Source organism: Massilia genomosp. 1 (genome assembly GCF_011682185.1).
In the GTDB taxonomy this organism is placed as follows: domain Bacteria; phylum Pseudomonadota; class Gammaproteobacteria; order Burkholderiales; family Burkholderiaceae_D; genus Telluria_A; species Telluria_A rubra.
Genome location: NZ_WHJF01000066.1, coordinates 1 through 26,049 on the forward strand (window position 1 = coordinate 1; position 26,049 = coordinate 26,049).

Consider the following 26,049-nt stretch of genomic DNA (forward strand, 5'->3'; position numbering starts at 1 on the left):
AAAATGAGATTAGCCATGATTCCGCCGCCGTAACCGATCAGATTTCCTCCGATATCACGAAAAAGCGATGAAAAATCGTGCTCTCCTGATGTCGGCCAGTTCGGAAAAATCGTTTTGCAATTGGCTCAAGTGGCAAGTCGAATACAGTATTAAGGTTTGGGTAACTGTGATAGGTATGGTAAGCCGTGATTGCTACTGGCTCGGTACGGTCGATGGAGAAGTTATTCGTGTCCAAGGCGAGTCACGTCAAACTTTTAAGACGGATATTGAGAATGCGATTGGTTCTCTTTGGATTCAAAATTCGGACGACTTCTGGTTTGTACATGATCAAGGAGTTTCGCATTGGAAGGAAGGGAAAGTTATAAAGTCCGTTATAAAAGGATGGCTTAATGATATACATGGATTAGGGCCAAACTTCGCAGTAGCGGCCGGTGCGGCAGGAAGGGTAATTCAGTTCGACGGGAAGGACTGGCGGGAAATCGAGTCGACGCCTACCAATACGATGCTAGTTTCGGTTTTTTGCGCTTCAAAGAAAGAGATCTATATTGGCGGCTGGAACGGCGTGCTATTCCAGTGGGACGGAAAAGATAGTTGGAACAGGATCGATATTGTTAGCGATAAAGGTATCGTTACCGATGAAGGGGTTTACGGTATTGTTTCATATCTAGGCCAAATATTCGTTGGGGCGGGTGCCCGTGGCGTGTACAAAATTGATGGGAAAAAAGCACTGAAAGTGCACACTGCTTATTCGAGTCGTCTGAATATTGTCGACGAGAAATTACTCGTTACCGGACTAGATTCGTTCGCCGAGTTCGATGGCAAAGAGTGGCGAACGGTTTCGGTTAAACTTCCACAAATATAGGGGTGCCCGCAGAATAAGGAAGCGGGCCGGTTACCGCTTTCGCGGCGTAGAAGCCCGGCCGTCCCTACTGTTTATTCCGAACGGGTTTCCGCTAATTCACGCCGCACCGTCTGTTTTAGCGCCGCAGGTGCGCTCTTCTGTGGGTTCTGTCGCATTAGGGAAGCGCTGATTTATTCAATATTTTCAAGTCTTTCGCGTGTAACCCGTTGATTGTAAAGGAGGCGATTTTTCGAAAAGTGAATAAATCAGCACTTCCTTAGCGAACGTCGACGGGGCAATCATGTAAACTGCGGCGCCCGAACCCAGGACGAATCGACATGCTCAACTTCAAAGGGATGCGCTTTCCGATCGACGTTATCCTGGTCTGCATCCGCTGGGTACTGTCAACTTGCTGAATCGAAGGCGGAACCAGAGGCAAGTCGGCTCGATCCGGCTGTATTGGGGTTCTACGCCGGAACCCCCGGAAATTTTGTCACCCCAAATCCAGGCCGGCAAGAGCGCGTCCAGATCGATCATCTTGCCTCCGTTCTGGAATGTGTAGTGCCCATTCAGCAGGATGTGGCGCCAGGCTGCGGGTGATCAGCGCCACGGCCTTGGTGTTGCCGCTGCCTTAGTAATCGGGCGGCAAATTAGACGGCAAAAATTGCTTCAATAGTTGTTTCAAAAAGTTTTGCAATAGCAAAAGCAAGAGGCAGACTGGGATCGTAGCGGCCGGTCTCGATAGCATTGACGGTTTGACGCGATACTTCGAGCCGATCAGCTAGGTTGACCTGGCTCCATCCACGTTCGGCGCGTAGTTCACGGATTGTGTTATTCATCGCTCCATCATCCACCGGCGGATCAAGCCGATAATGAGCCAGGAGCTACCCATCACGCCCCACACCGTGAATATGCTTAGGCGCGGATAGCCCGCGTTTTCGAGGAACCCGTAGGTGAACGTGACGCCCGCCGTGACGGCCGCTGCGATTGCAAAGGTCTCAAGCATGGCGCCACGCTGGTATTCGTCCATTCTGCCGACCTGCCTCGCCACCGCCCATATCATTAAGAAAAAACCAATCATCGGACAAACCAAGACCGCTGTCTTGAAAGCGCCAGTGTCCATCGTCGGCCCATATATCACAGACGGTATTAGCAAGACCATGTAGATTGCGATACTGCCAAACAACTCGCGCATATACTTACGCCCGGCCTTACACTCCGTTTCGGAATATTTCTTTTCTTGTTGCATGTGCATCGCTGACCCCTTGTTGTAAAGTACGCTTTACATATTGGCGAGGCATCAACTAGATGTCAAGCAAGCTTTACATTTGTTTTCCAGTGGGATTCTTGAATTTGAAAAACTGAGGAATCGCTACCGCTGCCGTGCTGACGGTCAGGCTGACTCCCTGTCGTAAAACACTTGTTTCACGACAGGCTGGCTTCCCAACAAAAGCGGATCTACAGCGGTCCACACCCAATAGGGCACCTCGAAAAACCGGCGCAGTCGTGGCATCATAGAGGCTCCTTGTTGCTGAGCTAATTTCATGATCAAGACGAGTCTGTTTGCCGACCAAGAGCGCGAAGCCAAGCTGAACAAGCTTGGTGATGCGCTCAAGGTGATGGAGCAGCATGTCGACTTCATCGCGCTTGCCGATGCGGTTGACGAAGCAGCTCCGCGTCCCGGCCGCGAACGCGGCGGGCGTCCTCCATTCCCGACCGAACTGATGGTTCGTGTCCTGCTGATCCAGCAGTTGTTCAACCTGAGCGACGAGCAAATGGAATTCCAGTTGCTCGACCGCCTGAGCTTCCAGCGCTTTGTCGGACTGCGCTCCAGTAGTCAGATACCGGACCGGACAACGATCTGGACGTTCAAGGACCGCTTGCTCAAGGCCGGTGCCAGCGAGAGTATCTTTGACGCCGTCAACCGCCAGCTTTCCAGGCATGGCTACATTGCACGTGGCGGTCAAATGGTCGACGCGAGCATCGTGCAGACGCCGAAGCAATCGATGAGCAAAGAGGAAAAAGTGCTGGTTGGCGAAGGTGCCGTTCCAATCGACTGGACACCTGCGAAGCGCCGCCAGAAAGACATGGACGCGCGCTGGACCAAGAAGCACGGCAAGTCCTACTTCGGCTACAAGATATCGGCCAATGCAGACAAGCGCTACAAGTTGGTGCGCAAGATCAAGATCAGCACGGCCAGCGAAAACGACACCCTTCATTTCGAGGAGGTGCTCGACCCATCGAATACCAATCGCGACGTCTTGGCAGATAAGGGCTATGTGGATGGGGAGCGCGAGGACAGGTTGACGCAGCAGGGATGGCGCATGCATATCCAGCGCAAAGGAAGCAAGGATAAGCCAATTTCACACGCACAAAAGCGGCGCAATACGCGCATCGCCAGGACCCGCGCTCGGATCGAGCATGTGTTTGCTGGCTTGGCGGAGATGGGCGGTAAAGGCCTGCGCACGATCGGGCTGGCGCGTGCCACGTTGCAGCTCAATTGGAAGGTCGCTGCTTACAATCTGCGGCGCCTGGTCTACTTGAAGGAGGCCAGGATCGAGGCGTTCTGACGCCCGCAGTCCGTCCGGACTGCACAAAACGGGGTTCAGCGCCTTTAAAACGGGTGGGAAGCGGCTCGGTGTGACATCAAAAAACGCATTTGCCGGCACCGTGATCGGCGACTACGCGGAATTTGCCGGTAATTCGAGGTGCCCAATAGCGGGATATGCGATATGGTCATCGAGAAAGCGCCAGATGTACGCCAGCTATTTGTCCCTAATATCGGGACCGAAGTCGATTACGACATCCCCCATTGGATACTCACCGGTTCGCGTCTCCCAGGCTTGGTTGGCGGCTTTCATCCGGTAGCTATCGAAGAGCTGGGGCAGGCCCTCGCTAGCCAGGACGTCTGCCTTGTCCGTCACTTGAAAGTGGAGATGGGGCCAGCGGGCATCGCCAGAGTTACCAATGCGTGCCAACAACTGGCCACGCCTCACATGGTCTCCGGTCTTGACCCTTACGCTCCCGGGCTGAAGATGATAATACGCAGCAAATTGTCCGTTCCCCACGTCAATGACGATCTGGTTACCACCAATCGTTTCTAACGTAACCGGTCGCGCCAACTCGAATGCTGCCTCCGTCTTCGGCACATTATCTGGGAATCCATCGCGCGCGCTGATTACCTTGCCGTCCGCGACGGCCAATACCTTTTGGCCGTAGGCGTAGTACGCATGCACGTCACGCGCATCGCCGGCATAAGTTTTGCCATTGATATCGTATTTTTTCCAGTCAATGGCATAACGGCGGGAGATCCGCGCATCACCGTCGACGACCCACAAGCCCATCCGATGATGCGAATGCAGACTCGGGCTATTGCCTGGTGTCCAGTTCGTTCCGACCAGTGGACGCCCCAATACTTGCAACGGCGTCGTATGTGTTTCGATCACAGGACCGTCCGCCACTGTCTTGTCGAACAGCACCCGATGCCTCAGCCGCGACGGGACAGGGACCTTGTCTTCAAACGCCAAGCACATGAAGGCAACGGCACTTTGGCCAACCCCCAAACGTCGGATATTCCCTGCGTCGTCGCCGATCGTCACTTGACGCAGGCTTGCACTTAACTGTGCTTCCTTCAGATCTGCCACAGGCGACGCCGTCGGCTGGTCAGCGTCTAGTATCTCGATCCCGCGCAGGGTCATCGGTTCAGTCGTGAAATTCTGCAGGTGCAGTTCGTAAATCAAGTAATTCCGCCCAGCGCTCGGCAGCACGGTCGGATGGATCGGTGTGCGTACCTGTATCTGGACCGGAGGAAAGACGGGCTCAACGGCCGCACTGGGCGTTGCTGCTGGCTTGCTCTTGCCTGCCATTTCGCACCCATCGGGTAGCGGCACGTTGGCTGCGGCAGCGTTGCCAGTCACTACGTAGGCGAAAGCACTAAAGGTGAAAACAATGGCGACATTGTGGGCGCGCGATCGGATCAATTTGGCTGGCATGGATCGTTATTTGTCGAGGGAATGAACCGCAATATTATATGCAAAATTCTTGACAGAAATGACAGCGATGGTTGAATATCTGCCAATATAACCCGACACGCTCCACTCATCCGACCCTCGGCTGCAACTTCCGCCGACCCCATTGACGTTTGGCTCCTTGTTTTTCCAGATTTCTTGCTACTCGACGCTACGGGGCCAGTACAAGTTTTCTCTAGTGCGAACGATGAGGCGCGGGACGCTGGCCGGGTGCTACCTTATCGAATCCATTTGGTTGCTGTTGGTGGAGGGGTGGTCACATCATCGTCCGGCGTCGGCCTACTGTCGGCCCCTCTGCCGTCACTCAGCCTGGACGGTGCGACCTTGATCGTGTCGGGCGGTCGAGTCGAGGCCCTCCCGTCTGATGCGCATCCGCGTGGCCGCGCAACGTTGGAATGGGTCGCGAATGCCGGCGCCGCGGCAGCACGTTGCTGCTCCGTCTGCACAGGAAGCTTTATTTTGGCACGGGCCGGCCTGCTCGACGGGCGCCGTGTGGTCACGCATTGGGCGGACGTGCGGGCATTGCGCAGCGAGCACCCTTCGTTGCTGGTGTTGGTTGACGCTCTGCACGTCAGGGACGGCAAGTTTCGTACATCGGCTGGCATCAGTGCTGGTATGGACTTAGCTCTGAGTCTAATCGAAGAAGACTTGGGCCGCGAAGCTGCGTTGGCCGTCGCCAAACGCATGGTGATGTTTTTGAAGCGTCCGGGCGGGCAACGCCAGTTCAGCTCTGAGTTGCTAGCGCAGTCACAGCACCAAGGAGTAAGCGCACAGTTGACTACTTGGCTACGCTCACGTTTGGCTCAGCAAGTGGACGTCAGTCAGATGGCAAATGCTTGTGTGCTCTCGGTACGATCGCTGTACCGCAAGCTGAAACAGGAAGTCGGCTTTACGCCAGCGCAATTTCTGGCACGCTTGCGTTTGGAGGTTGCATGCGTACTACTTGAGCAGCCTGGCATGATGGTTAAGCAGGCCGCGCGCCAGAGCGGTCACGGCACAGAATACAATTTGCGTCGCGCGTTTACTTCACAGCTGGGCGTATTGCCTAGTGAATACCAATCGCGTTTTGCTTGCACTGGGGCGTTCGAGGAATAAATTCAGCGGATACCGGCTCCGCGCGCCCGGCGCCAACCCATGCCTGTATGTCTGTTACCGTCCGCCTGCAACACTCGACCTCAAAAGGAGCGCTGCGGCGTCCTCGGGTTGGGAATGGTAAACCGACCCTGAAAACGTCGTGATATCTCGTTTTTACACAGCCTGGGTCGAAACCAGCCAGTTGGAAGAGCTTGCTACGACCTTAACGTACTATTTTTTCCGAATTCTGTGGTCTCCCCATCCTGGTCGACAGCGCGCCAGAGATAGTGGTGTTTGCCCTTGATGGTGAGCACGACTTCGTCGAGATGCCATTTGTCGCCGCGCTGCGGCTGACGCCGGCGCAGTTCGTTGGCATATCGCTGACCGAACTTCAACGTCCATTGGCGTATCGTCTCATACGTCACGAAAATGCCGCGACTGGCCATCAGTTCCTCAATGTCGCGAAAACTCAGCGAAAATCGGAAGTACAGCCATACGACGTGGCTGATGATGTAGTGGGGGAAGCGAAAGCCGAGGTAAAGTTGGGTGGGTGTCATGCCAATAGTTTACAAAAACCGCCGCGCTCCGCCAAGTTGACAGTACCAGGAGCGGTGCCAACAAGGCAGCGATCGATGCGATCAACGCCGGCCGCGATGTGCCGATCATGGTGCGCCAAGTCAAATACCTCAACAACATCGTCGAGCAGGACCATCGCGCCATCAAGCGGGTGACCAGGCCCATGCTCAATTTCAAATCGTTCCGGTCCGCCAGTTCGGTGCTCGCTGGAATCGAGCTGATGCATATGATCCGCAAAGGTCAGTTCGAGATCGACGGCGTCGAGGCGATGTCGTTCGCCGACCAATTTTCTGCAATGGCAGGACTGGTCCGTCCAGCTTGAGGGGCACAACTCTGTCTTCGGCCAATTTCCGCCGTTTGATTAGCAACGCGACAGAACCCGCTTATGCGACAGTCTAATTTCGCTGTATCAACAATATTGTTGACGAAACGCGGAAATTCTCTCGGAAAAGCAATGTATGGCAAATCGGCTAGACCCCCAACGCTCTTCGTGCAACAATGGGACAGAGACAATGATGGCCCTGTAGGGCATCGCGACAGCCGACGCTGGAGACCACGAAACGCCTTCAACTAATGACCGTAAAAACACATTGATGCTGGATGCAAAGAGAAATAGACTTTGAGCATGGTTTTATTCTAGCAATGTAGTCTGAGAAATAGGATTGACGTGAAAATTTTCTGTATCTCAGGTGCTCCTGGAAGCGATCTATCTCTAATCGAAAATATTTTTACAACGGCCGGCGTTGCCGCTCCCAAAACGCCCCGTACGGATCCCGTACTGAATTTTTCTCGGTGGCATGGGGAAGTTCTTTCCGCAGAAAATAATTTTGAGCGTTCCCTAAAACATCCGGGTCGCTTGTGGGAACAGCTTGCGGGCTCCCTGTTCCTGGAAAATCTCAGCACACCGCTGTGGGGATGGGCCGACGCTGCGAGCACGTGGCTGCTCGATTTCTGGCGCGAATTCGAGCCCGCCATGCACTTTATACTCGTTTGCCAGTCCCCCCAGCGCGCGTTAAGCCTCGCGCTCAGCCAGGGAATGGACTGCGACCCTGCAGCGGTATTAGGCACGTGGCATCGGTATCATCAGGAATTGCTGCGTTTTCATTTGCGTCATCCCGAGCGCAGCTTGCTGGTTGATGCCGGCCAGTGCGAAGCCGCCCCAAAAAAATTGATCGATGCATGCGGCGACCAGTGGCGTCTTACTTTTCCGGGAGCTGTAGCGCAGGCATGCCCGCCCACAGCCGTGTCGCCTTTATCGAGTTACCTTGCACGCCAGCTTTGCCAGCAACACGCCGATGTTGACGCTTTGCAGGCCGAAATCCAATCGTCGCTGCGCAAGCTCTGCGCGCCTGTTGCGATGCCGTCGACCCTCGTGGAAGCGCTGCACGAGTTCGCGCTGCTTCAGCAGCAGCCTATCGCCGCTCAGGCCTTGCGGAAAGAGTTGGAACAGCACCGGGACGAGCATAAGCACCAACAAGAGCAAGCAAAATCGCTTGCTGCACAGTTACAGGACTCGCAAGCTCGCCTCGCGAGCACACAACACAAGCTGGACTGGACCGAAACGCAAAAACGCGAATTGGCCCAGGAACTTGACACGCACCGCACCGCCCTGCCCGAGCGCGATCAGATGAAGGCTCAGCTGCAAGCGGTGCAGGCCGGCGTGCAGGAAGGACAGAGGGAGAACGAGGTATTGCTGTCGCAACTCCAGCACGTCCAGCGAGAACTCGAGCATTATTTCATGGCCTATGAGGCAGCCAGCCTCGCGCATCAGGAAGCGCTGGCTTGCTTGCAACGAATGCAGGCGCGCACCCCGGATTACTACGACTATGACTGCATTCAAGCGCACGTCGAAGAAGCGACGCACGACGCCGCGACGATTTCCTGGCAGATCTCGCGCCTTGCTTTGCCGGAACGCGACTTGCCCGAATTGCGCTTTCAGACCGTGCATACCCTCAGCAAGGTCGAGTTCATAGTCGACTTTGCGGACAGCGAAGCGGGCGCCGGTTTGCTGCGCTGGCCGCTGCCCGGCGCAAGCACGGTGCGTCTGATCGTCGACGCTACGCCGGAAGCGCCGGAAGACGTGATTGGCAGGCTCGCCAGTAGCGATTTCGATCTCTTACTAGCCTTATGTAAGCTGCTTGCGAACGCGCTGGAACAAGGCGAAGTGAGCCCCGAGGGTGTCCCGCCGCAGGCGCTGGTCGCCCTGTTAAGGCAAACCCTGCAGCAACTTCAGGCCTTGCCGCCTGTCCTGCGCTACGACCGCGTACATCTCAAGCGCGAGCAACGAAATGTGGACTATGAGCATTTGTGGCTGGAGATCGACAATCTCAGTGCCGGTCCCGTGCATCTGCCCGTGTTTGGGTTTCGTCTTTCCTGTGCAAACGTGGAGCCGGGAAGGTTTGGGAGCTATCCCAAACTGGAGTTTCCGGCCGATGGCGCCCGCGCTGCGCTGGAAAACTGGTTCGGTGAAGCGAGCGACGATTTCGGCGACAAGCTGGAACTGCGCTTTGCACTGCCTGCTGACATGGATTTGACTGTGTGGCAGCATTTATCGGTGCGCGATCGCCATTTTGTTGCAGCTCTGCTGCTCTTGTTGCCGGCCCTTCTAGACGACCTGGAACGGCGGCAGGTGGACATCACTCGCACGTGGTCTGATTGGCGAGAAGCGGCCCTCAACATGCTGGCGATCCTGTGCGAGCGTGCCGCCGCTCAGCCTGCGGTGAGGGCAGCCTGATGAAGCTGCTTTCTCGCGACAGTGATACGGTTGCAGAATGCCTGCAATCCGTGTGTCCGCCTTCGCGGGTGTTGCATATCGGGGTGGGCAGCGGCAGCGGTGGCATGCATATCTGGCGCACTTGGCCGGTGGAACGCGCCTGGCTGATCGACGCTAATCCCGCCAGCATGGCCTGGATGGCGCCGCTGGAGGCCGATCATCCTGCTTGGCGCTTCGCGACAGCCACCCTCGCTGCCCATGCTGGCAGCACCATCTTTTATCATGCCTCCAATCCTGGTGAAAGCGGCTTGATCCCCCCTGCGGCGCTGCGTTCCTTATGGCCGAACCTGGAGCAGTTGAGCAGCACAACGCAGCAGGCTGTCACGCTCGACAGTCTGGTCACCGATCCGGCCGCTCCGGCGGCCGCCGACCTGCGCTGTGACTGGCTGCTGGTCGACTGCCTGACGTCGCTGGCGATTCTGCACGGCGCAGCCGACACTTTGCAGCACTGCGGCGTCGTCTGGCTACGTACGCTGCGCGCGGCCCCAAGCGTCGACAGCGTGAACACGCAGGCCACTATCCTGGCGCAGCTCCGGTCCCTGCTTGAGCCGGTGGGCTTCCGGCTGGCGTATGTGGCCGACTGCAATCATCCTGCTTTGGCCGAGGCGATTTTTGTGCGCGACTGGCATGCTGCATTGTGCAAAAGCGCCCAGGAAAATCAGGCTTCGGCAGCGCAAGCGGCCATGCTGCAGGAGGCACTGGCGCAGGCACTGCGTCGCGAACAGGAACACGACTCGGTGCTGGGAGAGCTCCAGGTGCGTTTGGTGCAGCTCGAAGAACTGCTGGACCAGCAACAGCAGGCCTGCCGCCATCAGGCCACGAGCGCCGGGGAAGCCGCCGCGCAGTGCCAGACCGAATGGGAAACGCTGGCGCAGCAGCACATGCAAGATTCAACTTTGTTGCAAGACAGGATCACGCAGCTCATCGAGGACAAGGCAGCGCTTTCGCGCCAGGCCGAGGACGATGCGCAAGCCGTCATGAATGCCGTTGCCGACAGCGAAAGGCGCTGCCAGGACCGGCTCGACAGCGTGCGGCAGGAGGCGAAGCAGCAGGGCGAGGCTGACATCGAGCGCCTGACGGAGCGCCTGCACCAGCTTGAAGAAGAGCTGATCGGCGCTGCCGCCCAGATCGATTTGATCAAGGATGTGCTCTTGCGGGACCCGGCTTCATGAGGACGCGCCCTCTGACGCGATGGTTCGCCGGCGACCCGGCGCTGACGCCTGCGCGCGCGCACGATGTTTGACCGCCTGCGAGTTGCCATGCGGCGCTGGCTGCTCGGCGACAGCGAGCGTATTGGCGCGGGGACAAGGGCCGAATCGCCCGGCGCAGCGGGCTGCGCCGACAGCGTGGTGGCAATGGCCGCGCCGCCAGCGGCGCACGCTGTCGATCATCTGCGCAACCCGGATATGCAGGATGGACGCGCAGCGGGCCGCTTGCCTGCCCACGACAAGCAGTTGCTCGAACAGGCATGCGTGCTGTGGCACATCGGCGACTGGTCCGCCCTAGCGGGCGTCGGGTGCGAGACCTTGCAGCACCATCCGGACCGTGCCCGGATAGCACTGATGGTCGCGGCGGCCCATCTGCAGTTGCGCCAGGCTGCCCAAGGCCGCCGGTTTTTGCAACTTGCGCAGGAGTACGGCTGCCCCAAAAAACAGATTGCGCACATACTGATCTCGGGCGTGCACAATACGCTCGGCCGGGCGCATATCGCCAACGGTCAGCGGCAACGCGCGCTGGCACACTTCGACAGCGCAATTGCGTTGGCGTCGCCGGCGGGCGCTGCCAGAACGTCCGCGCAAGCGAGGGCGCATGAACAATTCGCGCAACTGCATGCCGCGCGCACCGCGGCCGCCAGTGGTGCCGCCCAGCCCCGGCTGCGCCTGCATGCACAGCCATGCGCCGCCTTGCCGGCCGACCTGGCCACGGCATTTTTTCAGCAAGCGCACCAGGCCAGGATCCTGGCCGCGCTCGAGGAAGCCTGCGGCGATTTGATTGCCGGCCTTGCCATGCCGGCAATCGAGAGCACCTCGGTCACCTACCGCGGCAAGGATTACTATTTCGTTCATTTCGAAGATGATTACATTCCACGCACCATGCGTTCCAGCGGCCTATTCTACGAAGTAGCGTTCCTGAATCTGCTGGCGCGCCTGCACCAGCCGCATAAATTGATCGTCGACGGCGGTGCCAACCTGGGCAATCACAGCATCTTTTTTGCCGGCGTGATGCAGGCGCAAGTGATCGCCTTCGAGCCCCAGCCTCACAATCACTTGCTGCTGTGCGCTAACCGCAGCTTGAACGGGCTCGATGCGAAGATCGACATCCGTCCCACTGCCCTTGGCGCGCGCGCCGACATGGCGACGCTGCACTTGGCGCAAGAAAACAACTACGGCACATATAGCTGTGTTACGCCAGACGAAGGCCGCACCGGTACTGTCCATGACGGCATCGCAGTGACGGTGGCGACGCTGGACAGCGAACTGGCGGCGCACATCAATGATATTTCGATTCTCAAGCTCGACATCGAAGGCATGGAACTGGACGCCTTGCATGGGGCGCGCAAGCTGCTTGAGAGAAGTCAGCCCCTAGTTGCGGTTGAGTGTTTCAATAAAGCAAAGTATGCGGCGATCAAGGACTTCCTGGCGAGCTTCGATTATTTTGTGATCGACTCGATGAACGCAACGCCGACCTTCATTTTTTTATGCAAGCGCAACGCTTTCCATATGCAGGCGCTGACGTCCCATCTGGAGCGCGTCAGCATCGATAAGTTGAAAAAAAATAGCGAATTCAACTATCCCGAACCCGGAGCCGTCAGATGAAGCGCCCGATTGCACTGCCGCAACGCGGCTCGACTGGGCTTGCTCGCCTTGAGCAGGGCCGGGTCGATCCCGCCGACATGGGGCGATACCGCGTGCCCCACCGCCTTGTCTGCATTCTCGACAGGCAGTGCGCTGCCGTCGCCGGACTGCACGACCGGCCCATCCATGGGCTAGCCTGCGCACTGTCGAACGACCAGGTTTCCGTCGTCGTGCTGACCATGCCGGGCGCAAGCCCGACTACCGCTCCGACACAGGCCGCAGACCTGGCACCTGCCTGCATCGACAGTATTCGCTACTTGCACATGCCGCCAGGCGTGCAGGCCGAAGACGGCGCTACGGCAATCGAATGGATCAAGGCCGCATTGCGGGTGTTTAAGCCCAGCGCGGTTTTTATTGCTGCGGACACGAAAAACGCCCTGGTGGCAGCCGCTGGGGCCAGGGAACTGGGCTTGCCCTATTACTATGAACTGCGCTCCCCTGTCAGCGTCCAGCTCGAAGACAGCGCGGCTGCCCTCGTGGCGATGGCAGCCCACGCCTGCATTAGCGAGGACACTGCGGGCACCGCGCCGGACATGGTCCGGCCTGCGCTGACTGCCATCCTGAGCCAGGCGCTGACCACGGGCGCGTCTGGGTCGGTTCAGCAAGACCGGCAAGCGGTCGCGGCGCATGAGAGCTTGCGGCACTTGCGCGTGGCGGCCGTCATGGATGAATTTACGCGCGCTTCCTATGCGCCCGAGTGCGAATTGCTCCAGCTCACTCCCGACGCGGCGCTGACAGAACTAGAACGCTTCCAGCCCGAATTACTGTTCATCGAGTCGGCATGGCGCGGCAAGGACGATTTGTGGGGAAACAAGGTCGCCAGCCGGGCGCGCGAACTGCTGGCCATCCTGGCGTGGTGCAAGGCGCACCGCGTCCCCACGGTGTTCTGGAACAAGGAGGATCCGGTCCACTTCGACACCTTCATCTCGACGGCCACGCTGTTCGATCACGTGTTTACCACCGATATCGATTGCATTGCCCGCTACAAGAACGCACTGGGACATGCGCGCGTCTATCTGCTGCCCTTCGCCGCGCAGCCCTCATGCCACAACCCGGTCGAAACAGGCCAGCGCAAGGATGCCTTCTGTTTTGCGGGTGCCTACTACACGCGCTATCCGGAACGGATAAAAGATCTCGAGAACTATATCGCCGAGTTGCCTGCATTTCGGCCCCTGGAGATCTTCGACCGCAACTTCGGCAAGCAAGACCTCAATTACCAGTTCCCTCCGGTCTACCGCCCTTTTATCGTGGGAACCCTGGCCTTCCACGAGATCGACAAGGCCTACAAGGGCTATCGATATGCGGTCAATCTCAATTCGATCAAGCAGTCGCAGAGCATGTACGCGCGCCGCGTGTACGAGCTGTTGGCATGCAATACTCTTGTCGTCAGCAATTTTTCACGGGGTATCGGCCTGATGTTCGGGGACCTGGTAATCAGTACCGACAACGCCAAGCACATGCTGGCGCGCTTGCGCCGCCTTGACGGCCACGACGGCGCCAAAGTGCGCCTGGCTGCACTGCGCAAAGTCATGCTGGAGCATACCTATGCCGATCGCCTGCAGTACGTGGCAAGTAAGGCATTGCAGCTGCCGCCCGGCCGCCGTTTGCCCACCATGGTGGTGGCAGCCTATGCCGCCGACCAAGCTGCGCAGCGCATCCTGCTTGCGCATGTCGCTCGCCAGACCTATCGCCATTGCAGGCTGATTCTGGTGTACGAAGGCGAAGCCCCGTCCGTGCCCGCCGGTGTCCGGAGCATTCCCGCCAGCGTGGCGGAAACGCTGCGCCTACCAGGCTTGCTGCGCCAGGGCGAGTGGCTGGCCCCAATGCTTGCGCAGGACTATTACGGGCCCAATTATCTGCTCGACCTGGCCCTGGGCACGACCTATGCCCAGGTCAAGCTGGTCGGGAAGCTGGCCCATTTCGCCGTCGAGGACGGCATTGCCGTTCTGCAGCAACCCGACGCAGCCTACCGCCCCGCCCCCGCCCTGCCGCTGCGCGCCAGCGCCGCTGCCGGCGAACTGCTTCCGGATCAATCGCTGCGCGGCTGGCTATCCTGCCTGTGCCGCGCACCGTCCAGCGAGTGGCCGGCCGTGCCCGGTCTGGCCCTCGACCCGTTTAACTACTGCCGCGATGCGCAGATGGGCGAGCTGTGCGTCATTGCGCCCCAGGTCGACGACATGGCGCTCGACAGCGGTCTGTCGATGGAGCGGATGCTCACGCTGGCCGAGGGCATCGCCGCCGGCCCGAGCGCTGCCGTGCGCGGCGATGGCATGGACGCCAGCCAGTTCGCCGCCCATTTCGGCCCGTTGCGGCACGACGGCATCGAGGCGCAGTTGCGCGGCGCGAACTGGCGCATCACCTCCCGCCTGGGCGATGGCAAGCACGATTACCTGTATGCGGGACATGACTTGACGCCAGCCCAGCTGGGCGTGCGCGATGAACTGAAAACTCATTTTATGCTCGGGCCTGGCATGAACTTAAGCTTGGTGATCTATTTCATGAACAGTGCTAAAGAACGCGTGCATCACGCCATCTTGACGCCTAACGCCAACCATACGACGGCCATTCCTGAGAATACCTCCTACATTCGCCTGGGGCTGCGCGTGCATGGATCAGGCGAATCCGATATTGCCGGCCTGGCATGGGGACACAGAACCGCGGCACCGTCGCTGGTAATCGGTCAGCAGGAATTCTTGCTGGTCACGAATCAGTATCCCGCCTACGATGCCTTGTACAGCAATGCTTTTGTGCACAGCCGGGTAAGCGCCTACCGCCAATACGGTGTGCGTGCCGATGTATTTTGCCTCAATCAAGGCGTGGCGCCGCACTACCGGGAATTTGAGGAAACGGCTGTAATCAGCGGGAATCCGCACGCCTTGAAGCAGTTACTGGACCACAGCCGCTATCACACGATCCTGGTTCACTTCCTGGACCCAGCTATGTGGCAAGTGCTGCAGCAGTATGCGGACACGCATCGGATCATCGTGTGGGCTCATGGGTCGGATATCCAAGCGTGGCACCGGCGCGCTTTTTTGTATCCCGGCGCTGCCGAGCGGCAGCACGCGCAACGCTTGTGCAAGGTGCGCAGCAGCTTCTGGCACGGCCTTCTATCCTGCCCTCCGGCCACCTTGCGCGTGGTCTTTGTGTCGCGCTCGTTTGCTGATGAAGTGATGGAGGACCTGGGCCTGCGCTTGCCTGATGCGCTGTATCGCGTGATCCATAATCCGATCGACACCGAGCTGTTTGCATGGCACCCAAAAAGCGCGGATCAGCGCCTGAAGATTTTATCGATCCGGCCGTATGCATCGGCAGTCTACGCCAACGATGTGATGGTGCAGGTCATCCTGGCGCTGGCGCGGCATGCCTGGTTCGACACCCTCGAATTCCGCCTGGTCGGCGATGGCGTGCTGTTCGCCGCCACGGTGGCGCCGCTACGTGGATTGCGCAACGTCATCATCGAACAAGGCTTTTTGCCGCAGGCCGAGATTGCGGCACTGCACCGCAGTCACGGTATTTTCCTGTGCCCGACGCGCACCGATACCCAAGGCGTCTCACGCGACGAAGCTATGTCGTCCGGACTGGTCGCCGTCAGCAATGCGGTTGCGGCCGTGCCGGAATTTGTCGATGACAGTTGTGGCATGCTTGTCCCGCCTGAAGACGTGCAAGCCATGGCCGCCGCAATCGAGCGCCTGGTTGCCGATCCGGCGCTGTTCCTCGCCCTGTCGGCCAATGCCGCCCAGCGCGTGCGCCGCCAGAGCGCCAAGCACAAGATGACGCGGCGCGAACTGGAACTGATCAAGCCCGACATCGGTACCGGGCCGGCGCTTGAGCCCGTGCCTGGCGAACCTGAAAGCTCAGCATGACGCCGGCCGTCTATGGAGAGGAAAACCTGGCTCCACGCAGCGTATTGATCCTGGGGAGCTGCGTGAGCCGCGATGCCTTCGGTCCACACACCGCCGCGCTGTTCCGGGTTGCTGCTTATGTAGCGCGCACTTCCTGGGCAAGTGCTTTCTCCGAGCACGCTTTCGCCACGATTTTGCTAGACCGGATTGTCTCGCCGTTTCAACGGCGTATGGTCGAACTCGATACTGGCAAGGGCCTTGGTGCTCTTCTGGCGGACATTGAGGCCGACATCATCCTAATCGATCTGATCGACGAACGCTTCGATCTGTTCATGGACCAGCACGGTGCGCTGTGCACTCTGTCGCCGGAATTGCTCAGCACCGGCTTCCAGCCGGACCCCGGCTTGGGGCAGCGCATTGTATCTGGAAGCGAGCAATTTTTCACGTTGTGGGAACAAGGCTGGCGCCGTCTTCTGGAGCTGCTCCAGAAAAACAGGCTGCTATCGCGCGTGAAGGTCAACCGGGTTTTCTGGAGTACCCGCCAGGAAGACGGCAGCGATTTCGGCTCGGGCTATACGGCCGAGGCAATCGCCAGGGCCAACCGCTTTCTGACGCGTCTCTACCAGCGCCTGGCCGACGATCTGTCACCCAGCCACTTTATCGATTTTTCACCATCGCTGATGCACGGCGCCTTGCATCATCGCTGGGGCGCCAGTCCTTTCCACTATATCGACGCATTTTACCGCCATATGACCAGCGCTCTCGCTTCCACTGCGCCATCCGCGCCAACCTGCCCCGCCGCGCCGCGCGACGGCATCTGTACCGATCGCGCCACCGACCTTATCGTGCTGCAGTTAAGCGGGGGCGCATTGTCCGGAAAAATACAGTGGCACGCACTGCGCGCCCCGCAAGGAGCGACCTTGCGCGTCGACTGCGTGCTCGAGACCAGTTCGGCGCTGCCGGGCCAGCGTGCCGACCTGCTCATAGAGTGTCCTGGCGATGGCGGCGCGCTGCTGGCTCCGGCCGGTTTTCGCCGTGAACACGTTTCCGAGCCCGGCTATTGCCACGAACTTGGGCTGGGCCGCGGCTGCACGGCGACCACCTTGCATACCACGCTGCCGATCGGCTTTTCTTCCGTCCGGATCGGTATCCGCATACTGGGTGCGCAAGAACCGGTGCGCCTGAGCTCGCTGCGCGTGACTTTCCTGCCGCGCCAGCGCCGCCAGGAAAAGGCAGCCACCATTCTCTCGGTCGACGTCGAAGCCCTGCCCGGCCGCGCCGAGAAAGACAGCGTGGAGCGGCTGGTGTTCGGCCGCTTCGGCGACGGTAAGGCGGTCGGCATCGGCCGCCTGTGCGATATGTTTGAGCAGGTCGGCGCCAAGGCCACGTTTTTCGTTGACTATTCGACCTGCGATGTCTACGGCGAAAAAAGCATGTTCGAGGCGGCCGACTATCTGCAGGTCCGCGGCCACGACGTCCAACTGCACATGCATGCCGAAGTGCTGGTTCGGCAGCGCGCTTGGCCGTACGCCGATTCCGGCATGCCTTCCTTCGACAGCCTCGATATCGATGTAGCCCATGCATGCCTGGCCTACGGCGCCGAACGCTTTCAGCGCAACGTGGGCCGACGCCCACGTATCTTCCGGCCCGGCGGCATGAAGCATTCAAAAAAAATGGTGCTCGCAATAAAACAGGCGGGCATGGAAGCGGTCAGTTCGCTGTATCGCGGCCACGGCGCCGGAAGCTTCGCGCTCACCCGCGACGAGGCACTGTTTGCCTGGGACAACGGCATTCTCGAAGCGCCACTGGACTTTGCGATCGATCCGCTCATTGCCTGGGGCGCCAACCGGCGCGCCATGGAAGCCCTGCTGGAACGGCGCGCGGGGCGGCCGCTGCTCTCGATCCTGTTGCACTCGACTTCCTTGCTGTTTCGCGCACTGGACAACGAGCCACCCAGCTTTACCGGGTATTGCCAGCGCTACGAGGATTTGCTTCAGGAATACCTCGCCTGGTTCGCTCAGAAAGGCGACTTCATGACGTATAGCGATCTGCTCGATACCACAATCGCCACCCGAACGCTGGCACTGGACCAGTACTATCCCGATGAAGACGTCGGCGTGGTGGCGCTGTCGGAGCAGCGCGTATTCGATCATGCAAGGATCGTCGCGCCGAAAACCGATCCAGTCTATGACTTGACCCTCACGGTACCCGCCAGCGCTGATTGCCAAGCCGCCCATCAGCGCCTGATACCGGCCCCGCAGCTGCCGCTCGTCTTGGTGCCAGGACAACGGCTCGAGCGCGTGTCGGTGCAGGAAGTGGGCAACGCCGAAGAATTGGCGTATGTGTTGAGCGGATACAAAGCCTATCTGATGCGCCAGCGCTGCGTCGTCCCGGGCGGTACAGTTCTGGAAGACGCTGCGAACAGAATTTTCCAACGCCATCCACGCGTCGTGCGGGTGTTGGCGCAATCGACCTTGGAGGAAACGGAAGTCACCGGATTTACCAGTAAGCAAGAAGCACGGCGCACCTATGTACTCGACTTGCCAGGCGATTTCGACGATTACCGCCGTAATTTCATTTCTAAAAAACATCGCAGCGATATGGAGCGCAAGGAGCGCACCGTGCTCGACGTCTTGCCGGGTCTGCATTTCAGTGCCGTGGCAGGCACCGCGCTGACGAAAGCGGCATTCCAACAAGCGTCGGAGCTGATCGAATCACGCCTGCGGCAGAAGACGGAAGGGGAGGCGCACGCCCCCCCGATGTTTTCCGCCGGCGACGCCTTGCGCCAGTGGGAAATTTACCAGGAGCACGGTGAGCTCGTCCAGCTAGGAGACGGCAGCGACATGTATGCGGCTGCTCTCTGCCTTCATGTCGGCCAAGATTGCTTTTTCATGGCGTCGGGTCATCTGGACGTCGCACCGCAGCACAGCTTGGGCAATATCTTGCTGTATCGCCTGATCGAAAGCCTGATTGCGCGCGGCAGCAAGCGCCTGCATTTGGGCGGCGGCGACTTCCAGTACAAGCGTCGCTTCGGCGCGACCGAACGCCAGCTGTGGGATTACGAATTTGGGCGGGCCGGCAGCGAGCCGCTGGCGAGCCGCGTGCTGACGGCGCTGGCCGCAGGCGCCAGTCCGGCCGAACTGGAACATGATCTCGCGGTCGCGCTCGAGAACTTGCTCGGCGCAGCATTCGAGCATGCCGTCGGAGTCGATTTCGATGCGGTGGTCGATAACGCGGAACTGGGAACTGACGGTCAGGCGCGTCGCTACCAGGCCACCTCGCGCGATGCCTTCACGATGATGATGAAGCATATTCCATTCGATCGCACGCAGACCTTCGTCGACATCGGTTGCGGCAAAGGCAAAATGCTGTACTACGCCGCGCAGCTCGGTTACAAACGTTGCATCGGCGTGGAAATCGCCGCGGTGCTGCTGCACCAGGCCCAGGCCAACTTCGAGCGCCTGCAACTAGCGGCCGACACCATCTTCATGCACCGCGATGCCAGCAGGCTAGACCTGGATGAACTGGCTGAAGCATCCCTGTTCTACCTCTACAATCCGTTTTCAGAAAACATCATGCGGGCGTTCGTCGCTTGCCTGCTGCAATCGCAGCGGCAGCGTCCGCGCCGCTTGTATGTCGTCTATTGCAATGCGCTGTTCGTCAAGCCTTTCATCGAGGCGCGTTTTTACCCGTCCAAGGTGTTCGTCGATGGCGAAGAGGGGTGGCGATTTGGTCATGCGGTGATCTATGAACGCGAGCCAGACTGGCCGATTCCCCCCGCGCAAGACTCGGCTGCGCCACTATGATCAAGGTGCCGAGCAATATCGCGCCAGGCTGCGCTTGCCGCCAGAGTTCGGTTGATCCGCAGGCAGTAAGCGCGGGCGCTGACACCGCCGTCAACGGCAATAAAACCGGCCAGGCCGCGTTTACGACCTGCAACGAAGCAGCACCGTGGTGGCAGATCGATCTCGAACACGTCGCCGCGCTCGACAGTGTGGTGGTCTACAACTGGGATGTCATTGGCTTGCCGTATTCCGAGGCCGGACGCCGCCGCGCGCGATTCTTGCAGGCCTGGACTAGCGTTGACGGAGAAAACTGGCAACTCATGCATGATCGCCGCGACAACAATGCCAGTGCAGCCAGCTTTGGGGGGATTCATAACGGTCCCCTCTGCATCGTGCTCGATCGGGCGTCATGGCGTTACGTGAAGCTGACGCTCGCCGGTGGCGGCATTTTGCAACTGGATGAAGTAGAAGTCTACGCAATTGTCGAACGCGACGCCGACGCGTCGTTGCGCGAAATGCTGCAATGCGCTGCCGACCTGAGTTTTGCGATGGCGCGGCGCATCCTGCAGGCATTGCCTTTTGCGGCAACCGCGCTGCCGGCGCACATTGCGCGCCTCGGGATCAGCTTGAACCATTTCAGCACGGCGTTTGTCGCTCATCTATTGGTGGAAACACATCAGGGCGAGGCCGCGCTGCAACTGCTCATAGGCTTGCTGCCTACGCCGCAAGCGGGCGGCGCTGGCACTCCCGCTGGCGCCAGCGCCCCGCAACTGTCAATCGACATCGCGCCGCACCCGCTGCAAGAACACAGCGGGTCGACCCAGGCCGCCGCGCTCGTGCCACCGGCGGCGTTGGCGCTCGTGGCGGCCTGGCCCCAGGCCCTGCTGGCGGTACAGGCCGGCGGACAAGGCGTGGCTTACCTGCTGGAGCGGGACGAGGCGCGGCTGTTGTGTCACGGCGGCACGCTGTGCGGGCCAGCCCACTTGTATCGGGTGCTGGAGAAGCTATTTTCCCGACACCCCGGCCTGGAGCGGGTGTATGCCGCCGAGGTCATGGAGGCGGCCGAGACTGGCGGCTACCACCAAAAAACCCGGACCGGCGACGGTATCGTGCTGGACTTGACGCCAGGCATGGCAAGCGGCGCACTGGCCAATGCTACCCCCGAGCTGCATGCCGCCATCGGTGCCATGGAAACGGGCATCAGCCAGATGCAACTGCGCATTACGCGCGCAGCCGATCTGGACCCGGCTGTGTACTGGCTGGCAATTGACGCGGCGATGCCAGGAGGCGCCGGAATGCCCTGGGACACCCTGCAGGCGCATACCAGCCTGGTCGAGCTGCGCAGCGCATCGGGCTTGCTGGCCAGCGCCCTGTGCCTTGAGCACGACGCTGATTGCCACCTGCTGGCGTGCCAGGCGGGTCCGCAAGCCGCAGGCCAGGATGGCGAAGGCCTGCTCGATCTGTTGGAATGGCGTCTGGCCGGCGATCTGGCGCGGCGCGGCCTGCGTCATCTTCATCTGCACTGCCGCGATGCTGCCAGCCATCGCCGTTTCGGCGCCTGTACGCGGGCGCGTTACACATTTTGTTTCTTGCGACAAGGCGAGCGCAGCAGGGCAGCGCGCGTGCGCACGGCCCTTGCGCTGGGCCAGCAGCCTGCCCGCATCGAGGCCGACCTGGAGTGCGCGCTCGACACTTGGCTCGGGGCCGACTTTGAACCGACCCTGCAAGTCGATTTCGATGCCATCGTGGAAAACGCGGTGCTCGGCACGGACAGCCACGCACGCCGATACCAGGCAACCATGCACGACGCCTTTTTTATGATGATGGCGCATATTCCCTTTGACGCAAGCACGATCTTTGTCGACGTCGGCTGCGGCAAGGGCAAAATGCTGTATTACGCCTACCGCCTGGGCTACCGCAGCTGCCTGGGGATGGAGATTTCCTCAGCGCTGCTGCTGCAGGCGCGCGCCAATTTCGAGCGCCTGTGCCTGCCATTGCAGATCCGGCTGCGTCAGCGCGACGCCAGCCGCTTGCCGCTCGAGGAACTGAGCGGCCTGAGCCTGTTTTACCTCGCCAATCCATTTGGGGAGGAGATAATGGACGCATTCCTGCGCAGCCTGGTCGAATCGCAGCGGCGCGAACCTCGCACACTGCGCATCGTGTACTGCGTGGCGATGGTGGAAGCGCCGTTCGCCGTCCATGGATTTACTGCTATCAAGGTATTTGACACGGGTATAGACCACTGGCGCTTTCCTCGCTCGCTGATTTACGAACGCCGCTCGGCTGAGCACGCGATGCCGGACTTAGGCGTAGCGCAATGCGTGCAGCAGGTTAGCCGCGATTAGAGCATGGCCAATCCGGTTCGGATGCAAGCGGTCGGACAAGATGTCTGCGCTCTCCCGGTGCCGCTGCGCCGCATAATGGTCGACCAGGTCGATCCCGCAGTGACGCGCGATGCTATTGAGCGCATTGCGCACATCAAGCATGCTGAAAGCGTACTCCGGAGACGGCTCGCCCGCGACCGGACCGGGTGCCATCAGGATCAGCTCGGCATTGGACTCGAGTCTGCCGACCAGCGTGTGCATATTGCGGGCGAAGTTGTTGATGCTGTCCGGCTGCCGGTATTTCGAAAAAATGGCACTGCGGTCGTTCGTTCCGAACTGGATCAGGACAAAATCGTCGTCCTCGCAGACCGCCGCCGGCCCCAGCGCCCCGCAGCTTCGCTCCAGGCAAATCATCGCATTGCTGCCGATCAAACCCTGGTTTGTTATACGGCACTGCTTGTCGATGCACACGGCTTCAAGTTCCAGATGCTGCACACCTGCGGCAAGCGTGCGCCGTGCGCGGATCTCGATCTGCTGTCGGCGAACATAGGCGAACTGGTGAGTACGCCTGGCGCCATGGCCATTGCTGCCCATGGTAGAAAAAATGCCTTGGCTGAGCCCGCCAACAATTAATTCGTAGTCCATCGGATTATGTGCCGCAATCGATGTGAACACTAGCTCGAATTCAGTTCCGGTAAATGGGAAGGAGAGGCTCTGGCTGGCTTGCCCGGCCTCATCGGTCATGCGGAAAATGTATCCGAGCAGTGCAGCTCCGTCGGCCATTTCATGGCAGCCTGTGGCGCTACCCGTCAAGGTGCTCAGGAACGGCGGCAGTCCCGGGTAAAGGGCAACGCGGCGGCGGTAGGTCACCGTCGACTCGCCCGAAAGGGATGCCGGCCAGTTCGACAAGCGCGCGTCCGCGCCGAAGAAATAGTCGCGCCCGATGGCACGCTTGAATTCATTGGCCCAGGAGCGCGTATGAAATAAATCGCGCGGATCCGACAGCGAGTGGTTACGCGGAAATACTTCCGCGTTATCGGCCAGCCCGAGGCCCCACGTGATGGAATCGCCAAGCAGGACGATGCTGGTCTGCTGACACAAGGGATCGCATAAGGCTTCATGCAACTGACGCAGCTGCCCGCCATAGCCGTGCGCCGCAGGCCCGGCGCGATGCCACCCGCCCTGCAAGGGGTCGTCGTCCGCGGCGCCGCTCATTGCAGCTGCCCTGCGTCCGCCTGCAGCGCCACCAAGCAGCCTACGGTCGGCGTGCCGGACATCTCGCCTGCCGGCCAGTGTATCCATCGGTCATACACCATCGGCGAGGGCAACTGTGACAACGCTAGCACCAGTACGCTGCCGCCGGCGTCCACGAAACCTGCGTCGCGAACAAGATCGAACATGCCCTGGTTCCTGTCGCTGTGCCGATACGCCAAGGCCAGTTCGGTAGCCCCATGCAGGCGGCAAACCTGTGCCATTTTTTGGAGAAATGCCTTTTCCAGCCCTTTACCCATGGCTCGGCACGAAAACGCCAGCTCAACGATGTCGGTGCGCACGCCAGTCCTGGCCATCATGGCGCCGATTACGCCATACTGGCCGAATTTATCGCTTAACTCGCAGCACCACAGTTGCCATTCCGGCTTGTCGCATACGCTGTCGATGAATTCCTTGCTGGTACGTTGCAAGGTAATGTTTTGCTGATTGGTCCGCTGGAACAGCTCGGCAACCCGGGCCGCATCGGCAGCGCCGCCACGCCGCAAGTCCAGCTGGAACTGGCATGAGACCAGGAAGGCCTCGTAATCGGCGGCGGCATAGCTCGACTGTTCCGCGCGCCGCTCCTCGTCATTCACATAGGCTGCCGCGCGCGCCCGCCCCTCGGCCGACACTGGTGAGACCGGCAGGAAAGGCGCATAGCGTCCGACTTGCAGCAGGTCGGCGTCGGAAAACACGCGCACCAGCGGCAGGGCATGGGCCACCTCGGCTCGCTCGAAGGGCTGATCGTCGAAGAAGGCCACGCTGTCCATGCTGATGTTCAAATCCTCGACAATGGACCTGATATTGCTCGACTTTGGCATCCAGTTGACCCGCATGGCGACGATCTTGCGGCCCAGTTCCGGGAACTGTACTTCCAGCACTGCCTTCAACTGCTGTGCATTGCCGGGATCGTTCTTGGAGCACAGGGCGAGCAAGATACCCTGCTCCGCCAGGTGCAGCGCGGCATAGCAATGGGCCACCCGGACATGGCGCGTAATATGCTCGATGCCATCGTCGCGAAACACGCCATCCCACAAGGTATTGTCAAGGTCGAGCACCATCAGCTTGATTTTCGGGCGCTCTGGATACAGCGCCGTGATCCAGCCGTCAATGGTATTAGCAATCATCCGGGCTCCCGCCAGTTCAGGGTGGCCGCCAAGATAGTCGTCGGCACGGGCATGGTGGGTGCTGCCATCGGCGCTGCTTTTACCAAACTTGGAGATCAGCTCGTCGAAATCGAGAAACAGGGCCCCCGTCTTACGCGCAAGCAGGCTCAGTTCCAGGTCGTAGGCCTTGGCTAACTCATGCAGCGTGTAGGGGTCGCCCTGCATTAAGCCGAAGGTGGCTTCTTCGTACAGGTGCATCATGCGGTTGGAATAGCTGATGTGCGATAGAACGATCAGCTTGCTGTGCGGACTGCATGAGCGCGCCGTGCCGATGGCGGCTTCGAAACTGGCGAGCAAACCGCGCAAATCGGCCAGCTGCTCGGCGCGGGAATAGGCGCTCAAGGTGAATGTTTTTAACAGTAGCTGCTTGAAAGGCTGCTCCATGCTGAGCACAATGAGGTCGGGCTTGAAGCGCGCCAGCTGCTCCCCGCTCTGCCCCAGAAACTGCGCCACCGGATCGCTGCTGCGATTGTCCAGGAAGGTGTTCATGATGATATACCCGCGCAAACGCAGGAAATAGCCCGCATAGGAAAACTCGCAGCCGCCGCAAAAATAGATGCGCTTGCCCGCCGCTGGCGGCCCGTCGTACAGCACGGGAGCACGCCGGTCGATGTCGCCGGCCTCGCTGCAGCTTCGGAAGCGGTAGGCGCGGTCGATCCAGTCGAAGGAGGCGGCGCGCAGCGCGGGCAAGGCGGAGATCCAGCAATGCGGGTCGTCCGGATCGAGGGCGGCGATCCGGTCGAAAACACCTGCAGCTGCGTCGCCGGCGCCTGCCTCGTCCGGCGCTGCGGCGACGTCCTGGCCCGGCAGGCCCAGCAAGTGCTGTTCGCGCGCCAGGAAGAGCGCCGCTTCCTCGATGCAGCCTACTTCCCTCAGCTGATTGAAGATGAACCAGCCTGCGGAGGCGTTCAGCGTCACGCCGAGGCGCCGCGCATGGTCCAGCAGTGCCGCCCGCTTGAGCTTCAATGCCGAGCAGATGCGGCTGGCCGTCTTGAGATTCAATTCCTTGGCATAGGTGAACATGTCGAGCAGGGCGGCATCGGCCTCGGCGTCGGCCTCCGCAAAAACCTGCACCGCGTTCAGATGGAGAATGCCGCCGCCGGGCAGCGACAGGCGCAGCCATTGCAGCGCGCTGCCGCGCAAATCCACATGCAGCGGGCCATGGACAATGCCGCCGAAGCTGTCGACCTGGGCTTGGCCATCGCGGCGGTCGTGCAATAGCTCCCAGACCTGCCCGTCGCGGCTGCCGGACAGTTGCAGAAACCGGCAGCGGGCGCGCCCCGCCTCGGCATGCGGCGCCCCGGCGATGTCCCAGTTGTAGATCACGACCGAATCGACCTGTTCGAGCTGACCCAGGTCGACTTCCCACCATGGCAGCATTTCGGCCATGGTAAAAAACGTGGCAGCGCCTGTCCTGGCCGCATTCACGGCCTCGCTGGCACCATCCGGGTTCTGTTGCATGGCCGGGTTGATGCTGCTCTGGCGGCAACGGCAGTCGCGCGCAATGTTTTTTAATATCTTGACCATGGACTAC

15 protein-coding genes and 1 pseudogene are annotated in these 26,049 nt (G+C 60.0%); 10 read left to right on the forward strand and 6 right to left on the reverse strand.

The features are described from left to right. The first annotated feature begins 67 nt into the window (after positions 1-67). Positions 68-862: a hypothetical protein gene (locus tag F1735_RS21870; RefSeq protein ID WP_167238921.1), complete on the forward strand. Its 795-nt coding sequence runs from the start codon at positions 68-70 to the stop codon at positions 860-862. A gap of 629 nt (positions 863-1,491) precedes the next feature. On the opposite strand, the gene F1735_RS21875 is transcribed toward F1735_RS21870, so the two are convergent. Then, positions 1,492-1,680: a helix-turn-helix transcriptional regulator gene (locus tag F1735_RS21875; protein ID WP_167238922.1), complete on the reverse strand. Its 189-nt coding sequence runs from the start codon at positions 1,678-1,680 to the stop codon at positions 1,492-1,494. Beyond that, positions 1,677-2,096, reverse strand: a complete 420-nt coding sequence (locus F1735_RS21880; protein ID WP_167238923.1) for a hypothetical protein — start codon at positions 2,094-2,096, stop codon at positions 1,677-1,679. Before F1735_RS21880 ends, F1735_RS21875 begins: the two co-directional genes overlap by 4 nt. Before the next feature lie 289 nt (positions 2,097-2,385). On the opposite strand from F1735_RS21880, the gene F1735_RS21885 reads away from it, so the two are divergent. Continuing rightward, a complete protein-coding gene (locus F1735_RS21885) occupies positions 2,386-3,411 on the forward strand; it encodes an IS5 family transposase (protein ID WP_167238924.1) in 1,026 nt (341 codons plus the stop codon). A gap of 195 nt (positions 3,412-3,606) precedes the next feature. On the opposite strand, the gene F1735_RS21890 is transcribed toward F1735_RS21885, so the two are convergent. Next, complete coding sequence (locus F1735_RS21890; RefSeq protein ID WP_167238925.1) at positions 3,607-4,833, reverse strand: M23 family metallopeptidase; 1,227 nt, start codon at positions 4,831-4,833, stop codon at positions 3,607-3,609. Between the two features lie 141 nt (positions 4,834-4,974). Between F1735_RS21890 and F1735_RS38285 the strand changes: the two genes are divergently transcribed. Beyond that, on the forward strand, positions 4,975-5,964 hold the full coding sequence (locus F1735_RS38285) for a GlxA family transcriptional regulator (protein WP_373888567.1): 990 nt from the start codon (positions 4,975-4,977) through the stop codon (positions 5,962-5,964). Positions 5,965-6,158: 194 nt separating this feature from the next. On the opposite strand, the gene F1735_RS21900 is transcribed toward F1735_RS38285, so the two are convergent. Next, positions 6,159-6,500 (reverse strand): DDE-type integrase/transposase/recombinase, encoded by a 342-nt coding sequence (locus F1735_RS21900; protein ID WP_222853052.1) that lies wholly within the window; start codon positions 6,498-6,500, stop codon positions 6,159-6,161. 47 nt (positions 6,501-6,547) lie between these two features. Here F1735_RS21900 and F1735_RS21905 point away from each other — a divergent pair. From F1735_RS21905 to F1735_RS21935, 7 genes and pseudogenes are all read left to right on the forward strand, one after another. Next, a pseudogene (locus tag F1735_RS21905) lies at positions 6,548-6,841 on the forward strand (DDE-type integrase/transposase/recombinase); the annotation flags it as partial. A 345-nt stretch (positions 6,842-7,186) separates the two neighbouring features. Beyond that, positions 7,187-9,253 carry a hypothetical protein gene (locus F1735_RS21910; RefSeq protein ID WP_167238926.1) on the forward strand — a complete coding sequence of 689 codons (2,067 nt, stop codon included), beginning with the start codon at positions 7,187-7,189 and terminating at the stop codon, positions 9,251-9,253. Continuing rightward, positions 9,253-10,464, forward strand: coding sequence for a hypothetical protein (locus F1735_RS21915; protein ID WP_167238927.1), 1,212 nt, complete (start codon positions 9,253-9,255; stop codon positions 10,462-10,464). The genes F1735_RS21910 and F1735_RS21915 overlap by 1 nt, the downstream gene beginning before the upstream one ends. 63 nt (positions 10,465-10,527) lie before the next feature. Beyond that, positions 10,528-12,108, forward strand: coding sequence for an FkbM family methyltransferase (locus tag F1735_RS21920; protein ID WP_167238928.1), 1,581 nt, complete (start codon positions 10,528-10,530; stop codon positions 12,106-12,108). Then, complete coding sequence (locus F1735_RS21925) at positions 12,105-16,010, forward strand: glycosyltransferase (protein ID WP_167238929.1); 3,906 nt, start codon at positions 12,105-12,107, stop codon at positions 16,008-16,010. Before F1735_RS21920 ends, F1735_RS21925 begins: the two co-directional genes overlap by 4 nt. After that, a complete protein-coding gene (locus tag F1735_RS21930; protein ID WP_167238930.1) occupies positions 16,007-19,795 on the forward strand; it encodes a GNAT family N-acetyltransferase in 3,789 nt (1,262 codons plus the stop codon). The genes F1735_RS21925 and F1735_RS21930 overlap by 4 nt, the downstream gene beginning before the upstream one ends. After that, entirely contained in the window at positions 19,792-22,119 is a 2,328-nt protein-coding gene (locus F1735_RS21935) for a methyltransferase domain-containing protein (protein WP_167238931.1), read from the forward strand. The genes F1735_RS21930 and F1735_RS21935 overlap by 4 nt, the downstream gene beginning before the upstream one ends. On the opposite strand, the gene F1735_RS21940 is transcribed toward F1735_RS21935, so the two are convergent. Beyond that, complete coding sequence (locus F1735_RS21940; protein ID WP_167238932.1) at positions 22,078-23,313, reverse strand: SGNH/GDSL hydrolase family protein; 1,236 nt, start codon at positions 23,311-23,313, stop codon at positions 22,078-22,080. The genes F1735_RS21935 and F1735_RS21940 overlap by 42 nt on opposite strands. Further along, positions 23,310-26,042, reverse strand: a complete 2,733-nt coding sequence (locus tag F1735_RS21945) for an HAD-IIIC family phosphatase (protein ID WP_167238933.1) — start codon at positions 26,040-26,042, stop codon at positions 23,310-23,312. The genes F1735_RS21940 and F1735_RS21945 overlap by 4 nt, the downstream gene beginning before the upstream one ends. Positions 26,043-26,049: the final 7 nt, after the last annotated feature.

Bases quoted from the DNA above. Each gene is read 5' to 3' on its own strand.
- F1735_RS21885 (WP_167238924.1), top strand. From the start codon at position 2,386: ATGATCAAGACGAGTCTGTTTGCCGACCAAGAGCGCGAAGCCAAGCTG.
- F1735_RS21890 (WP_167238925.1), bottom strand. From the start codon at position 4,833: ATGCCAGCCAAATTGATCCGATCGCGCGCCCACAATGTCGCCATTGTT.
- F1735_RS21920 (WP_167238928.1), top strand. From the start codon at position 10,528: ATGTTTGACCGCCTGCGAGTTGCCATGCGGCGCTGGCTGCTCGGCGAC.
- F1735_RS21935 (WP_167238931.1), top strand. From the start codon at position 19,792: ATGATCAAGGTGCCGAGCAATATCGCGCCAGGCTGCGCTTGCCGCCAG.
- F1735_RS21930 (WP_167238930.1), top strand. From the start codon at position 16,007: ATGACGCCGGCCGTCTATGGAGAGGAAAACCTGGCTCCACGCAGCGTA.
- F1735_RS21915 (WP_167238927.1), top strand. From the start codon at position 9,253: ATGAAGCTGCTTTCTCGCGACAGTGATACGGTTGCAGAATGCCTGCAA.
- F1735_RS21925 (WP_167238929.1), top strand. From the start codon at position 12,105: ATGAAGCGCCCGATTGCACTGCCGCAACGCGGCTCGACTGGGCTTGCT.
- F1735_RS21940 (WP_167238932.1), bottom strand. From the start codon at position 23,313: ATGAGCGGCGCCGCGGACGACGACCCCTTGCAGGGCGGGTGGCATCGC.
- F1735_RS21875 (WP_167238922.1), bottom strand. From the start codon at position 1,680: ATGAATAACACAATCCGTGAACTACGCGCCGAACGTGGATGGAGCCAG.
- F1735_RS21945 (WP_167238933.1), bottom strand. From the start codon at position 26,042: ATGGTCAAGATATTAAAAAACATTGCGCGCGACTGCCGTTGCCGCCAG.
- F1735_RS21880 (WP_167238923.1), bottom strand. From the start codon at position 2,096: ATGCACATGCAACAAGAAAAGAAATATTCCGAAACGGAGTGTAAGGCC.
- F1735_RS21900 (WP_222853052.1), bottom strand. From the start codon at position 6,500: ATGACACCCACCCAACTTTACCTCGGCTTTCGCTTCCCCCACTACATC.
- F1735_RS21870 (WP_167238921.1), top strand. From the start codon at position 68: ATGAAAAATCGTGCTCTCCTGATGTCGGCCAGTTCGGAAAAATCGTTT.